This is a genomic window from Campylobacter concisus (assembly GCF_002165785.1).
GTDB classification, from domain to species: domain Bacteria; phylum Campylobacterota; class Campylobacteria; order Campylobacterales; family Campylobacteraceae; genus Campylobacter_A; species Campylobacter_A concisus_W.
The window spans coordinates 77,051-92,106 of record NZ_NDYO01000012.1 but is presented as its reverse complement, the minus strand read 5'-3'; the positions used below and the strand labels follow the sequence as shown (position 1 = coordinate 92,106).

At 38.3% G+C, this 15,056-nt stretch carries 13 protein-coding genes; 10 read left to right on the top strand and 3 right to left on the bottom strand.

The window, feature by feature from the left end; translation table 11 throughout:
• Nucleotides 1-89 precede the first annotated feature (89 nt).
• The 6 genes from B9N62_RS09050 (at nucleotide 90) to B9N62_RS09025 (ending at nucleotide 8,036) form a co-directional block, all read left to right on the top strand.
• Nucleotides 90-2,435: a PD-(D/E)XK nuclease family protein gene (locus B9N62_RS09050; protein WP_087585215.1), complete on the top strand. Its 2,346-nt coding sequence runs from the start codon at nucleotides 90-92 to the stop codon at nucleotides 2,433-2,435.
• Entirely contained in the window at nucleotides 2,432-5,251 is a 2,820-nt protein-coding gene (locus B9N62_RS09045; RefSeq protein WP_087585214.1) for a RecB-like helicase, read from the top strand. Before B9N62_RS09050 ends, B9N62_RS09045 begins: the two co-directional genes overlap by 4 nt.
• Before the next feature lie 80 nt (nucleotides 5,252-5,331).
• Nucleotides 5,332-5,760, top strand: coding sequence for a 50S ribosomal protein L13 (rplM, locus tag B9N62_RS09040; RefSeq protein ID WP_002939292.1), 429 nt, complete (start codon nucleotides 5,332-5,334; stop codon nucleotides 5,758-5,760).
• 2 nt (nucleotides 5,761-5,762) lie between these two features.
• Entirely contained in the window at nucleotides 5,763-6,152 is a 390-nt protein-coding gene (rpsI, locus tag B9N62_RS09035) for a 30S ribosomal protein S9 (RefSeq protein WP_021084780.1), read from the top strand.
• 154 nt (nucleotides 6,153-6,306) lie between these two features.
• Entirely contained in the window at nucleotides 6,307-7,323 is a 1,017-nt protein-coding gene (locus tag B9N62_RS09030) for an OmpA family protein (protein ID WP_087585213.1), read from the top strand.
• 74 nt (nucleotides 7,324-7,397) lie between these two features.
• Nucleotides 7,398-8,036 (top strand): HAD family hydrolase, encoded by a 639-nt coding sequence (locus tag B9N62_RS09025; RefSeq protein ID WP_087585212.1) that lies wholly within the window; start codon nucleotides 7,398-7,400, stop codon nucleotides 8,034-8,036.
• Nucleotides 8,037-8,244: 208 nt separating this feature from the next.
• Here the strand turns inward: B9N62_RS09025 and B9N62_RS09020 are convergent, their stop codons facing one another.
• Together B9N62_RS09020 and B9N62_RS09015 are read right to left on the bottom strand one after the other, a co-directional pair.
• A complete protein-coding gene (locus B9N62_RS09020) occupies nucleotides 8,245-9,381 on the bottom strand; it encodes an NAD(P)/FAD-dependent oxidoreductase (protein WP_087585211.1) in 1,137 nt (378 codons plus the stop codon).
• Nucleotides 9,378-10,679: an MFS transporter gene (locus B9N62_RS09015; RefSeq protein ID WP_087585210.1), complete on the bottom strand. Its 1,302-nt coding sequence runs from the start codon at nucleotides 10,677-10,679 to the stop codon at nucleotides 9,378-9,380. Before B9N62_RS09015 ends, B9N62_RS09020 begins: the two co-directional genes overlap by 4 nt.
• Nucleotides 10,680-10,792: 113 nt before the next feature.
• Here B9N62_RS09015 and B9N62_RS09010 point away from each other — a divergent pair, with 113 nt between their 5' ends.
• Nucleotides 10,793-11,434, top strand: coding sequence for a non-canonical purine NTP pyrophosphatase (locus tag B9N62_RS09010; protein ID WP_087585209.1), 642 nt, complete (start codon nucleotides 10,793-10,795; stop codon nucleotides 11,432-11,434).
• Here the strand turns inward: B9N62_RS09010 and B9N62_RS09005 are convergent.
• Nucleotides 11,427-12,149 (bottom strand): tetratricopeptide repeat protein, encoded by a 723-nt coding sequence (locus tag B9N62_RS09005; RefSeq protein WP_087585208.1) that lies wholly within the window; start codon nucleotides 12,147-12,149, stop codon nucleotides 11,427-11,429. The two genes, B9N62_RS09010 and B9N62_RS09005, sit on opposite strands and share 8 nt — an antisense overlap.
• Nucleotides 12,150-12,242: 93 nt before the next feature.
• On the opposite strand from B9N62_RS09005, the gene B9N62_RS09000 reads away from it, so the two are divergent.
• The 3 genes from B9N62_RS09000 to B9N62_RS08990 all read left to right on the top strand — a co-directional run bounded on the left by B9N62_RS09000 (nucleotide 12,243) and on the right by B9N62_RS08990 (nucleotide 15,046).
• On the top strand, nucleotides 12,243-13,454 hold the full coding sequence (locus B9N62_RS09000; protein WP_087585207.1) for a saccharopine dehydrogenase family protein: 1,212 nt from the start codon (nucleotides 12,243-12,245) through the stop codon (nucleotides 13,452-13,454).
• A 696-nt stretch (nucleotides 13,455-14,150) separates the two neighbouring features.
• Nucleotides 14,151-14,468: a hypothetical protein gene (locus B9N62_RS08995; protein WP_087585206.1), complete on the top strand. Its 318-nt coding sequence runs from the start codon at nucleotides 14,151-14,153 to the stop codon at nucleotides 14,466-14,468.
• 68 nt (nucleotides 14,469-14,536) lie between these two features.
• Nucleotides 14,537-15,046: an NTF2 fold immunity protein gene (locus tag B9N62_RS08990; RefSeq protein ID WP_087585205.1), complete on the top strand. Its 510-nt coding sequence runs from the start codon at nucleotides 14,537-14,539 to the stop codon at nucleotides 15,044-15,046.
• The last annotated feature ends 10 nt before the right edge of the window (nucleotides 15,047-15,056 follow it).

Below are 15,056 nucleotides of genomic sequence, written 5' to 3'. Positions count from 1 at the left end.
TAGATAAAAATTTAAAGCTTTAGCTAAGCGTAAAAAGCGCTCTTTTATCAGCATTTAGCTATCATTGCTTAAAAATTTAAGAGAGAAAAATGCATAACCTAAACCAACTTTTTGTCTTTACGAACTCGCGTAAGATTCGTGAATTTAATGCAAGTTTTAATGATGAGTTAATCCCAAAAATCCTAAGCATTGCCGAGTTTTATAAAAAGATAGTTTATGTAGATGGTAGGTTTGAGATTGATAGCACCTATGCTTTAGTACTTATGAATAGAGCCTGTGCCAGTGTCAAAAAGGCAAACTCGGTTCTTAAAATTCCAACTGAGTTTTTTGAGTTTTTGAAAAATAATGACTATCTTTTTTCATTTTTTAAAGAGCTAGCTATTAGTAAAAAGAGTATCACAGAGATCAAATTTAACGATATTTACGCTAATTTTGAGGAGCATTTAAACATACTTGAAGAGGTTTTAAAAGAGTATGAGAGCTTGCTTAGTCAAGAAAATCTCTATGATGATATAACCTTGCCAAAAATTTACTCCATTAATGAAGGCTATATCAGAAGCTTTAGTGAAATTTCACTGCATATAGATGGAATTTTAAGCGAGTTTGAGTGGGAAATTTTAGAGAAAATCTCAAAGCTAACTACGCTAAAAATTATCTTTCAAACCAGTATTTTCAATACAAAACTAGTCAATAAAATAAAGCAAATTTCAGCTATTAGCGAGATTGAAAGTTACAAAAAATATGAGCTAAATTTAAAGACAAATGAGCTAATTTGCTTAGAAAATATCAAAAAATTTGAGCCAGTCTTAGAAAAGCGATTTGCCACTAGAAGTCTGCAATGTACCTACGCTATGGCAAAGGCGAGCGAGTTTGTGCGTGATGGAATAAAGCCTGAAAACATCGCTGTTATATTACCAGATGAGAGTTTTAGTGAAATTTTAAGGTTACATGATAGCAATAAAATTTTTAACTATGCTATGGGCGAGAGCTTTAAAAATACAAAATTTTATGAGGCGCTTTTTTACATTACAAGAGCGATCAATGAAGAGGCAAGGCCGATTTTTGATCAAAATAAGTGTGAGAGCTACGAGGAGCTTGGCTTTATCTTGAGCACGCTTGGTGTAAATGAAGAGCTTTTTAATAAATTTAAATCAAGCTATTTTGACCTTTGCGACTTTGCTAAATTTAAAGAGCTAATAGATGAGCTTTTAATGCTTGAAAATGAGCCAAGATGCGAAGAGAAGCTTGCGCTTGAGCTTTTTAGGATTGAGAATTTATGTAGGTATTTTAGCTTTAGCTTAAAGCAGTTAAGTGAAATTTTTTTGCTAAATATCTCGCGTCTTAGTATCGATGATGTGGGTGGTGGAAAGATCAGTGTCATGGGCATGCTAGAGAGCCGTGGAATGAAATTTGATGGCGTGATCATAGTTGATTTTAATGATAACTTCATCCCAGCAAGAAGCACAAATGAGATGTTTTTAAACTCGAAAGTGAGGCAAAAAGCAGGACTTATAAGCTACCTTGAGCGTGAAAATTTGCAGAGATTTTACTATGAAAGTCTTATAAATAATGCCAAAAAGGTCGCCATAAGCTGTGTTTTAAACGAAGAGAGTATTCCTTCAAGATTTTTAAAAAATTTCAAAACAATAAAAGATGAGAAATTTAGTGACGAGGCGTATTTAAAATTATTTTTAAAAGGAAGTACAAGCCTAAATTTAAGCGATGATGAGATCATTTTGGAGCATGATTTTTTCACTAAACCGCTATCATTTTCGACGCTAAATTTATTTTTAACCTGCCCAAGAAAGTATTATTACGCAAAGATAGCTGGTATAAAAGGAGCAAAAGCCATAGCAACTGAGCCAGGATCTAAGCAAGGAAATAGCGTGCATAAGGCGCTTTATGAATACTACACGAGTGATTTTTATAGACAAAAAAATATATTTGATTTGGCTATTTTTAAAGAAATGCTTGCAAAGCAAGATTTTTCTTCGCTTGAGCTTGAGATTTGGTCGCAGAAATTTAAAGAATACGCAGAGTTTGAAAATGAACGTTTAAGCGCTGGCTTTAGAGTGCTTGAGTGTGAAAAAGACATAGAGAGTGATTTTTGTGATGTAAAGATAAAAGGCATTATCGATAGAATCGATGCTAGCCCTGATGGTGAGCCTTTTATACTTGATTATAAAACTGGTGATGCAAATGCGAACTCACTTCAGCTTGCATTTTATGAAGCACTTTATGGTAGCGAGGTAAAAAGTGCTTATTTTGCTCTAAAGAATGAACCAGTGCTTATTAGCTCGAAAAAAAGCGTGGATGATCTAAAGGCCGAGATAGAAAATCTAAAGAGCATAAATAATACTAAGATAAATTTTGAAAGAAAGAGTGGAGCTTGTAAATTTTGCGAGTATGCCATACTTTGTAGGAGAGAGTTATGAAAGATTTTTTAGCCCTAAAAGCAAGTGCTGGAAGCGGGAAAACATTCGCTTTAAGCGTTCGTTATATCGCTTTGGTGCTTAGAGGCGAAAATATAAACGAGATCATCGCTCTAACCTTTACCAAAAAAGCGGCCAATGAGATGAAAGAGCGCATAATCACAACTTTTTTGGACTTGCAAAACAAAAAAGACGAGCTTGATAAGCTTTGCAAAGAGCTTAGTTTGAGCCAAGATGAGGTCATAAAAAGACGCGATGAGAAGCTTGATAGGTTTTTGCAAAGTGAGTTAAAAATTTATACATTTGATGCATTTTTCTCTGGAATTCTAAAGAAATTTAGTCAAAATTTAGGGCTTAGTCCTGATTACAGCGTGCAAGATAGTCTGCAAGACCTGGCGTGGAAAAAATTTGTAAAAGAGGCAAGTAAAGATCAAAAGCTTCTTAGTGAGCTTGCACTCATGATGATAATCTCAAGCCAAAAAGAGGCAAGTTTTTCGCAGACTTTGGCTAAATTTTATGAGAGCTTTGGCGGTGAGCTAAAAGATAGTGGCGCAAGCTATCCAGATGATGGCAAGGTAAGAGTAGCGCAAAAGGAGATAAATGAGCATATAGCCTTGCAAAATGGTGCTAGCGATACGGCCAAAAAGACATTTAGTGAGCAAAATTTATTTGAGCTTTTTAAAAATAAGGTCTTTGAAAGAGAGAGCCTAAATTACCGCACTTTTAGCAAAATTTATACAAGTGAGCTTGATGAGCTTTTTGTAAAGCTAAAAGAGGTGGCAAAAGAGTATATTTTGGAGGTTGAAAGATACAGACTTAGCGGCTTTAGCAAGCTCTTAAACGTTTATAAATACTCAAATTTAGAGCTAAATAAAGAGATAAACGCTTTAAGTTTTGCTGATATAAATAAGCTGGTCTTTAAGCTTTTGGTTGAAAATTTTGATAAAGATGTGCTTTATTTCAGGCTTGATGGCCGCATAAATCACCTTTTGATAGATGAGTTTCAAGATACAAATGTGATCCAATATGAGATCATCTTGCCAATTATCAGTGAAATCGTTTCAGGATACGGGCAAAACGGGCTTGGAAGCTTCTTTTATGTTGGAGATACGAAGCAGAGTATCTATAAATTTAGGGGCGGTAAAAAAGAGCTTTTTGATAAGCTGGGAGAGAAATTTGAGCAAATTTTGGTGGAAAATTTGCCTAGCAACTACCGCAGTTTAGAGGCTTTGGTGAAATTTAATAACGCTGTTTTTGAAGAAATTTATCATAGATATGGGCTTAGTTTTGAGCCACAAGAGCCAGCTAAAAAAGATAAGGAGCTAAGCTACAAAGTAAGTGACGAGTGTCCTTATTTTGAAGCCGAGGAAGACGACTACGGCTACTTGCGTGTGCTAAGCGATGAAGATATCGCGGGTGCAGCAGTTTCGCAAGTAAAAGAGCTACTTGCTGCTGGCGTAAATGCAAGTGAGATAACTGTGCTTTGCTGGAAAAATAGTGACATCAGCCTCATCTCAGAGGTGCTTAGCAGTGAGTGGATAAAAAGCGTAAATGAAGGCACCTTGGAGCTAAAGCGAACGCCGTTTGTTGCAGCGATCATCGAGTATGCGAAATTTTGTCTTTTTGGTGAAGAAATTTATGAAAAAAATGTAAAAGCACTCGTAAATACAAACCCTAAAAGGCTAAAAATAAAAGCCGAAAATAGTGCGACAAAAAGCCTATTTTATCTAGCTAAAAATTTATACATAAATATGGCTGATGTTGATATTTTAAGGCTTTTTGAGCTAAGCAATGGCTACAAAAATTTAAGTGATTTTATCTTTAATCTTGAAAATTTTAGTTCTAAAATCAGCCCTAAAAATGCTGATGGCGTAAAAATAATGACTGTTCATAAGTCAAAAGGGCTGGAGTTTGCTCACGTGATAGTTTGTGATATGATGAGTAAGGGCAGAGGCGATGACTCAAACTTTATAACCGAATATAGCGAAAAAGGCGAGTGGATAGTAAAAAGTAGAATTTCTGGTAGAGAAAATTTTGACCCTGAGTATGCTGGTGTGTTAGAGCAAATGAGAGAGCTTGAGAAGCAAGAAAATATCAATAAAATTTACGTTGCTTTCACTAGAGCCACAAAGTCGCTTATTATCATTAAACAAGCTGCTCCAAGTGGAAATAGTCCTAGCTTTTTTTCTTTTTATACTAGAAGTGATAAAAGCGAAGTAAACGACTATCTTGATCTAAAAGAGTTTAGTTTTGGCAAAATTTTACCTAGCAAGAGCGAGCAAAAAGAGGCAAAAAAAGATGAAAAAATGCCTGAAATTTTAAAGATAGAAAGGCAAGAGATAGAGGCAAGAGAGCAAAAAACGAGCGGTAAAAATTTAGAGGCAATCTATTTTGGCTTAGCGTTTCACTATTTGCTTGAGATGAGTGAGAAATTTGATGAAAATTCGCTTTTAAAAGCCAAGAGTTTAATGCTAAATAAATTTTACAAATTTCTCTCACCTGATAGGCTTGAAGATGCCTTTAAACGGGCAAAAATGCTAATAAATGAGCCAAAATTTATAGAGTGCATAACATATAAAGAAATTTACAAAGAGCAGCCATTTAAAGTAAAAAATGAACTAAAACAGATGGACTTATTTTGTATTGGAGAGAGCGAAATTTGCGTGATTGACTATAAAACGACCGATAAAAATATCGAGGAAAATAAAAAACAAGTTGGAGAATACAAAGAGGCATTAAGTAAATTTTATCCAAAGCATAGTATAATCGCCGTCATCTTCTACGCTCTTGATGGAAAAATTTCATATATTGAAGTTTAAATGCTACTTAATTTAAGCTTTATAAAAGCATTGTTTAAATACAATCACAACTCAAAAATTAACTTGGCAAAGGTAAGAAAATGACAAAAATAACAAAGCCAAACGAAGTTAAGCGAGACTGGATCGTTGTTGATGCAGCTGGTAAACGTTTTGGTAGATTGCTAACTGAGGTAGCAACTATACTTCGTGGCAAAAACAAACCATGCTTCACGCCAAACGTAGATTGTGGCGACTATGTTATCATCATAAATGCTTCAAAAGTAGAATTTACTGGTAATAACAAAGCTGAAGATAAACTTTATCACAGACACTCAGGATATTTTGGTAGCGTAAAGAGCGAGAAATTCGGTGATTTGATAGCAAATAAGCCAGAAAAACTATTTAAATTAGCTGTTCGTGGAATGCTTCCAAAAACTAAACTTGGAAGAGAGATGATAAAAAAACTAAAAGTTTATGCTGGCAGTGAGCATCCTCATACGGCACAAATAGCTAAAAAAGAAGGAAAATAATTATGGCAAAAGTTTATGCAACTGGTAAAAGAAAAACTGCCGTAGCAAAGGTTTGGATAAAAGCCGGAAGCGGTAAAATCGTAGTAAATGGTATGGATCTTAATACTTGGCTTGGTGGACATGAAGCTATAAAGCTTAAAGTAATTCAGCCACTTCTAGTTACTAAACAAGAGAGTTTAATAGATGTAGTAGCTACAACCTTAGGTGGTGGTTATTCAGCACAAGCTGAGGCTTTAAGACACGGCATTTCACGTGCTTTAGCTGACATGGATGCTGATTTTAGAGCAGCGCTTAAACCAAAAGGCTTGCTAACTAGAGATTCTCGTGTTGTTGAGCGTAAGAAATTTGGTAGAAGAAAGGCTAGAAGAAGCCCACAATTCTCTAAACGTTAATGAATTTTTGCAAGTGCTTTTGCATTTGCAAAAATTTAAGTTGTGTAAATTTCAAATTTACATTGTTAATTAAATTATGATTTAGAGTCGGTTAAATTTTATTCAGTTAAAATGTAACCACTTTAAAATAAATCCTAAGAAAGGAATTCTAAATATGAAAAAGATTGCTTTAGCTATGGTTGCCGCAACAGCGGTTTTTGCGTCTAACGCAGCATATAATTATGAAGTTACTCCAACTATCGGTGGTGTTCATCCAGAAGGAAATCTACGTGTAAAAGACCATAACTTTGTTGGTATTAGAGCGGCTAGAAATCTTGAAGATTTCTTCTTTGATCAAGTTGAACTTGGTGTTGATTACACTCAAAAAGCAAAAGAAAAAACAGGTAGCTTAACAAGAGAAGGAAGAGTTCTTAGATATCATGCAAATCTTGTAAAAGATATAGTTGATTTTGGATCAGTTAGTCTATATGGCTTAGTTGGTGCTGGTTATGAAGATGTTCCAGCTATTTTTGTTAAAAATGAAGATGGCGGTTTTGGCCAATATGGTTTTGGCTTAAGATATCAAGTAACTGATAGATTTGCTCTTAAAGCAGAAGCAAGAGACGCTATCAAATTTGAACATGCTGATCATAACCTATTCTATTCACTAGGCTTTGGTATCGGTCTTGACTCAAAAGCAGCTCCAGTTGTGGCAGCAGCTCCAGTTGTAGCAGCAGCTCCAGCAACAACTCCAGTTCTTGATGATGATAATGATGGCGTGCCAAATGATATAGATCAATGCCCTAACACTCCAGCTGGCGTGGTTGTTGATGAAAGAGGATGCGAAAAAGTTATCGTTCTTAGAGATTTAGATGTTAACTTTGCATTTGATAGCTATAAAGTTGGACCAAAATATGCAGCTGAGATCAAAAAAGTAGCTGACTTCATGGGCGAACACCCAGATTATAAAGTTGTACTTGCTGGTCACACTGATAGCGTAGGTGCAGAAGCTTATAACCAAAAACTATCTGAAAAAAGAGCAAAAGCTGTAGCTGATGTTCTTGCTGGCTATGGCGTAAGTGAGGATAAAATTTCAACAGTTGGCTACGGTGAGCTTAAACCAATTGCTACAAACAAAACTAAAGAAGGCCGCGCGCAAAATAGACGCGTTGAAGCTACTTTCAATAAATAATCTTATTATTTAAAGTTACTTCTTTTTGGGGCTTAGCTTCGGCTAGGCCCTTTTTTATTTCTACGGAGAAAATGATGAAAAAAACCATACTTTTTGATTTGGACGGCACGCTTATTGATTCAACTTCTGCTATTTTAAAAGGATTTGATAGAGCTTTCTTATCCCATGGTAAAAAAGAGCCAGACCATAATACATTAAAGTCTTTGGTTGGTCATCCGCTTGAAATAATGTTTGAAAGACTTGGTGCAAGCAAAAATTTAATTGATAGCTATATAAAAGAGTATAAAGCTTGCTATGAAAAAATTTATCTTGATGAGACGGTACTCTTAGATTATGCAAGTGAAGCATTGAAGGAGGCAAGTAGCTTTGCTGATGTTGGTATAGTTACTACGAAAACTTCAACATTTTCTATTATCTTGCTTGAGCATTTAGGGGTTATGAAATACATAAAAACTGTTATTGGAAGAGACGATGTTACTGATCCAAAACCAAATCCAGAGCCAATAAATTTGGCTTTAGGTAGACTTAATAAAGATAAAAATAATGCATTTATGGTAGGTGACACCATTATGGATCTAATGGCTGCACAAGCTGCTTTTGTTACAGGCGTAGGTCTAACTTGTGGATATGGTCAAAAGAGTGATTTGGAGAAATTTAGTAAACATATTTTCTCAAACCCATTTGAAGCCGTTAGCTTTATAAAAGAGGTTTAATAATCTAATATTCCTAAACTGCTTATATTTTAAATTAAATTCAACATAACGTTTAGCTTGCTTAGCTGTAAGATTTACTCCAAAATCTTTTTAAAATATTTTAAATATTTAAATTACTATAAATAAATTTGCTTTAAAAGCCTACTTTCATAGTAAATCTATCTTATTTAAAATATGAAAATTTGTCTATTAGCTAACTTCTAGGAGATCATAGATTTAAGACCCTAGCCACCTTTAGAGCGCTTGCAAATGCAAAATGTAAGTTATATCCGCCAAGCATGCCAGTGATGTCCAAGACTTCACCAACAAAATAAAGTCCCTTAACGTTATAAGCTTGTAAATTTTCATCTAAAAATTCACTCTTTACGCCACCTTTTGTAACTTCCGCTCTTTCAAAGCCAAATGTCCCAGCTGGGGCAAATTCATAAGCAAAAAGCCTTTTTATGATTTGTCTCTCTTTATCGCTAAATTCATAAAAAGCTCTATCTTTTAGGCCAAAATTTTTTAAAAACTCCAGCACAAATCTCTTTGGTAGTGGCAAAACAGAACTAAGTTGCTTTTTGCTATTTACTAAATTTTTCTCACTAAATTTGGGCAAAAAATTTACGCAAATTCGCCCCTTTTGCCAAAATAGAGAGGCGTTTAGTATCGCTGGACCGCTTATGCCCCTATGTGTAAAAAGTAGATTACCACTAAATTTATGGCTTTCATTTTTGCTATTTATCTCCACTTCGGCGTTTAGGCTAACGCCGCTAAGCTCTTTAAACCAGAACTCATCTTTTTGCACGCTAAATCCAACAAGTACAGGTGCAAGAGCTGATGTTTCAATGCCAAAATCATTTGCTATTTTATAGCCAATGTCACTTGCGCCAAGGGCTTTGTAGCTTAGTCCGCCACTTGCGATGACTAAATTTCTAGCTCTAAATTTCTCATCTTTTGTCAAAATTTCAAAAATTTCATCTACTTTTTTAGCGCCAAGAACCTCTTTATTGTAAAAAATATCTGCATTTTGCCTTTTTAAAAGTACGCTTAAGACACTCTTTGCGCCGCTATCGCAGAAAAATTGATTTTGCTTTTGCTCGCTAAATTTAAGCTCGCTAAAAAATTTTAAAACTTGATCTGGAGTCAGTACTTTTAAAATTTGTTCTATAAATTTTTGCTCGCCAAGATAGTTTTTAGCGCTTATGAAGTGATTTGTGATGTTGCATCTGCCCCCACCGCTTGCTAGGATTTTTTTGCCAGCACTACTATTTTTTTCTAAGATAGCAATCTTTTTACCCTTTAAATTTGTCCCTAAAAAGAGCCCACTAGCGCCAGCACCAACGATGATGACGTCGTAGATCAAAACTTCAAGCTCTCTTTTAAAACCGCCTCGCTTGTTAGGCGAGAGTCAAATTTGATTACTTGATTTTTCTCGTTTTTGTAATAATCGACTACACCTTTTTGTCTGTTTAGCAGCTCTAAATTTAAGCTAACTTCAGGACTTAGATAGATGTTCTTAAAAATTCTTGGATCGCTTAAGCTAAAGAGCAAAACAAGCCATATCACGCAAAGTACTACGCAGATGATGGCGAGTACTTTAAAGCCAAAGGCATGCAAGATGTATCCACCAAACGCACCTCCAATAAAGCTTCCCAGATAACCAAATGAATTAAATACACCAAGGGCTGAGCCTTTTTGTGAGGATTTTACAAATTTTGTCGCGGTTGATTGCATGATGGGCTCGTGAAGGTTAAATCCTATAAAAAATATAGCAACTCCCAAAACGAAGATAAAAAGTGTAAAGCTAATGGCAAAAATAGTGTAGGTTAGGGCAAAAAGTAGCGTACCAGCTATCAAGATGACCTTGCTAAGTCCCTTGCCATCGCCAAGGGCGCCAGCTAGCCCCATAGCCAAAAAGCCAAGCACGGCGCCAAGTGTATAGACCTTGTAAAGCTCGCTACTTTCGTAACCATACTCTTTTACCAAAACGATAGGGATCACCAAAAATGCGATACTTGCTAGCATCTTTTGCATAAAAGAGGTGAAATTTATGATCATGTAGTCTTTTTGTAAAAACAGCTTACCAAATGGCACTTTTTCACTTTTGGCACTCACTTTTATCTCTTTTGGCACAACGGTGTAAAGAAGTACAATGCAAAGTAAGCTAAGAGCGGCACTTAGGTAAAAGAGGCTTGAAAGCCCGTAGTCCTTGGCAAGTAGCGGTCCAAGTACCATAGAAAGTGTGAAACTAAGCCCTATAAAAGCACCCATTATCGCCATAGCTTTTGAGCGTTTTTCTTCTGTTATATAGTCACTTATCATCGCAGTTGCAACTGCTCCGATAGCACCTACGCCTTGTAAAAATCTACCAAATAGCATGGTAAAAATATCGCTTGTAAGTGCACAAATTATTGAGCCGATGATAAAAACCAAAAGTCCGATCGTTAATGTTTTTTTGCGTCCTATCCTATCCGAGAGCGCTCCAAAAGGTACTTGAAATATCATCTGTGAGATCGCATAGACGCCTACTATTAGCCCTACTAAAAACTCGTTTGCTCCGCGTAAATTTAAGGCATAAAGGCTAAGCACTGGCAAAACTATAAAAAGACCTAAAAATCTGCTTGCTATGATAAAAGATAGTGGTAAAACGCTTTTTAACATAAAATTTTTCCTTATTTTTAAAAGGACTAAGTTTATCATTTTAACACTAATTTAAATTTAAAAATTTAATCTACTTTTTTGTAAAATACGCCCAAAATAAAGGAGCTCTTGCAATGAAGATCGTGCTTGCAACGTCAAATTTAGACAAAGTAAAAGAGATAAAAGAATTTTTAAAAGGCTATGAAATTTACGCCTTAAGCGAGATTATCAAGTCATTTGAGATCGTTGAAGATGGCAGCACTTTTCAGCAAAATGCGCTCATAAAGTCAAGAGCTGTCTTTGCAAAGCTTAAAGAGCAGGGGCTTGATAATGAGTTTATCGCTCTTAGCGATGATAGTGGCATTAGCGTGGATGCACTTGGCGGTGAGCCGGGGATCTACTCAGCTCGCTATTTTGACCTTGATAAAAATGGCAAGGTGTGTGGTAAAAACGCAAATGACGCAAACAACAGAGTAAAGTTAATTAGCAAGCTAAAGGCGCTAAATTTGGAGAGCTCATCGGCTCACTACACCGCCTGTATCGCTATTAGCTCAAAATTTGGCGACTACACAACTCATGGCTTTATGTATGGCAAAGCGATAGATGAGGAGTGTGGTACAAATGGCTTTGGCTACGACGCGCTCTTTATCCCAGATGGCTTTACCAAAACGCTTGGCGAGCTAGATAATGAGACGAAGCTTAAAATTTCTCACCGTTCAAAGGGACTTGAGCTTGCAAATTTCGTGCTAAAAAGTCTAAAGAAAAACTTTAGTTAAGCTCTTTTAGTCCTTTGTTGGCTCGCTCTAAAAGATCCCGTGCGCGAGGATTTTGCTCTTTTCCATTTAAAATTTCAAGCACTTTTTTGTAGTTTTGGGTAGCTTCGTCCTTTTGATTAAGCTTTGCTAGGTCGTTAGCAAGCTCTACTAAAAGCTCTGATCGCATAAGCTCGTTGCCACTTAACTTCGGCGTGATATCAAGTAAATTTAGCGCTAAAAGGTGGTTTTCGTGGGCTTTGTCAAAGTCGTTTTTTAGGTAGTAGGCGCTAGCGATGCCTTTTATACAGATGAGTTCGTCGTTCATTGGGGCATTTGGCGCGTTGTCATAAATTTTTAGAGCTTCTTGAAAATTAGCAAGTGCTTCGTCGTATCTGCCTAGCGCCTTTTGTGCCGCACCTAGGCTGTGATAAGAGCGAGCTAGCAGTAGTTTGTCACTAACGTTTGCCGCGAGCTCTAGGGCTTTTTGCGAGAGCTCTAGCGTCTTTTGTGGCTCTTTATTTACCATGCACATGCTAGCGCCATTTATGAGCGAAGTGATCGCCTGCTCGGTGTTGCCCTCTTTTAAGCAGACATCAGTCGCCTGCTCGGCTAAATTTATGGCGCGAGCTAAATTTCTATCGCTTTTATAAAACTCCCTCACGCTCTCTTGCACCAGCTCGTCGCAGCTATTTGCAAAGAGGCAAATCGGTGCTAAAAATGGTAGAATTTTCTTCATGTTTTTACCTTTAAATTTTGCCTTATTTTACCTTTTAAAGCGAGAAATTTATATTAACTTTGCTAAAATCACTAAAATTTTAAGGAGCCAAAAATGTCAAATATCTTAATCATCGGAGCAGGTGGCGTGAGCCAAGTCGCGACCGTAAAATGCGCGATGAATGCGGACGTTTTCACAAAAATCACCCTTGCTAGCCGCACCAAAAGCAAGTGCGACGCGATCGCTAAGTTTATCAAAGACCGCCTAGGCGTGCAAATCGACACCGCCCAGATCGACGCGGACGATACAGATGCGGTCGTAAATTTAATCAAAAAAACGGGTGCCGAGCTACTGCTAAACGTCGCGCTGCCGTACCAGGACCTAACGCTCATGGACGCGTGCTCTCGCGCCGTCATCCCCTACATCGACACCGCAAACTACGAGCACCCAGACACCGCCAAATTTGAATACAAGCTGCAGTGGGCGAAGGACGATGAGTTTAAAGCCGCAAATACGATGGCGTTGCTGGGAAGCGGCTTTGATCCGGGCGTGACGAACGTATTTTGCGCCTACGCACAGCAAAATCTCTTTGACGAAATCCACGAGATCGACATCCTAGACTGCAACGCGGGCGATCACGGCTATCCGTTCGCGACGAATTTCAACCCTGAAATCAACCTGCGCGAAGTAAGTGCAAAGGGCCGCTACTGGGAGCGCGGCGAGTGGAAAGAGACCGAGCCGATGCAGATAATGCTTAAATGGGACTACCCAAAAGTCGGCGTCAAAGACAGCTACCTGCTCTATCACGAGGAGCTAGAAAGCCTTGTGAAAAACATCAAAGGACTAAAGCGAATCCGCTTTTTTATGACATTTGGACAGAGCTACCTCACGCATATGAAATGCTTAGAAAACGTCGGCATGCTACGCATCGATGAGGTCGAGCACAACGGCGTAAAGATCGTGCCGATCCAGTTTTTAAAGACGCTTTTGCCTGATCCTGCGTCGCTAGGCCCTCGCACGAAGGGCAAAACCAATATCGGCTGCGTAATCCGCGGTCTAAAAGACGGCAAAGAGCGCCAGGTTTATATCTACAACGTCTGCGATCATGAGGCTTGCTACGCCGAGACGGGCGCGCAGGCTGTTAGCTACACCACAGGCGTGCCAGCGATGATCGGCTCGATGATGGTCGCGAAGGGCATTTGGAGCGGCAAGGGCGTCTTTAATATGGAAAATTTCGACGCCAAGCCTTTCATGGACGAGCTAAATAAACAGGGCTTGCCGTGGGAGATGATAGAGATGGAGCCTGGCGAGAGGTATGAAGTCTAAATTTAGGCTTGTCTTTTTCTGCTATACTTTGTTAAATTTTACCTTGCTTCACTGCGACGGGACATACAGCCCGCCTCATTCGCAAGGTAAAATTTGCCGCGTCTAGCGAAAAAATGCCACACCTTATCTTTAATTGCATTCAAATTTAATGTCTAGATTATGCTTAAAAATCTTCTGCTTGCAGCTACAAGCGAAGCGAAGTAGAAATTTCACCTTGCCTAAGTAAAAAATACCGCGCCTTGCTCTGCCGCATTGAAATTTCTAGTTTAAATTTTACCCCGCTTGCATTCAAATTTTACATCAAATTTAATTTAAACTTCCGCTCCGAAAAGCGTTTAAATTTAGCTACAATCGCGCAAATTTTATCAATGAAACTTTGAGTAAATTTAAAGCTTCCAATCTCCAGTCGCACAAACTCCGCACCTACCCAAATAACAACAAAAGGAAAAATTTAAACTCCAAAACTTCGTTATCTTTTTAGTCGTGCTAAGCGCACTTGCTGTGTATTTTAATAAATAAATTTAGCCTTGCGGGTTTGACTCAAATTTTAATTAAACTCGCAAATTTTGGGTCGCCAAAGTCAAAAATCAAATTTAACGCCGCCGGCTAGGTCAAATTTTGCTTTTTTATCTGCCGTAAATTTATCCTCAAATTTAAGCACGTATGTTAAAATCCAAGCAAAATTTAGGAGAAAATATGAAGCAAATCACGATGCAAGAAGCCCTAGATGCGGTAAGCGCGCGATGCTGCAAGGGTTATCGCTACGAAAACGTCGCGCTAAGCGATGAGATGGTGCGCCGCATCTGCGAGGTAAAAGGCCTCGTAAATATGAGCTTTGCGGCTACGGCTATCATGGACGCGTCGCTTGAGTATTTAGCTCGGTTGCCTAAGCTTTCGTATTTATCTTTAGAAAATAGCGAAAAAATAAGCGGCGAGGGCTTTAGATACTTTGCGCGGCACGCTAAGCTAAAGCACATCGATATCCAAAAGTCGGCATTACCGACGAGGGATTAAAGGCGATCGCGCAAATCCCTAGCCTAAAATCTTTACGCATCGTAGATACGCGCGTTAGTTTTGCCGGGTTGTTAGCCGTAGCGGACGCGAAAATCCTATTTCATATCGGCGGCGAACGCTTCAGCAAGGAGCAGATCACTAAATTTGAGCAGGCGCAAAGAGAATTCCAAAGTAGCAAAAGTAGGCCGGATCCGCAGGATGCCGCTGCGGCGCAAAGCGCGCTTTTGGAGTTTTTTGCGGCTATGAGCGAATGGGAGAAATTTGCCGCCCGCAAGGCTTGCGATGAAAATAAAGACGAGGCGAGGCGCAGGCTTGATGAGCTCTTTACTCGATACTGCACGCCTGCCAAGCGTAGCGGTTATCGCCGCGAGTTCGTATGGTTTTCGCAAGCAGACGGCGGCACCTACGGCGGATACGAGCTAACGGACGTTGAGAGCGAAACGAAAAATAAATTTTACGTCTATGCCAAAGACGGCTACAGTTTTGCACGGCGTTTTTTGCTCATACGCAAGGATGGACGCTGGCTAGTAGATAAGCAGCAAGACATGGACGGCGGCTGGAAAAACTGCGGGTTATAAAATGCGCTAG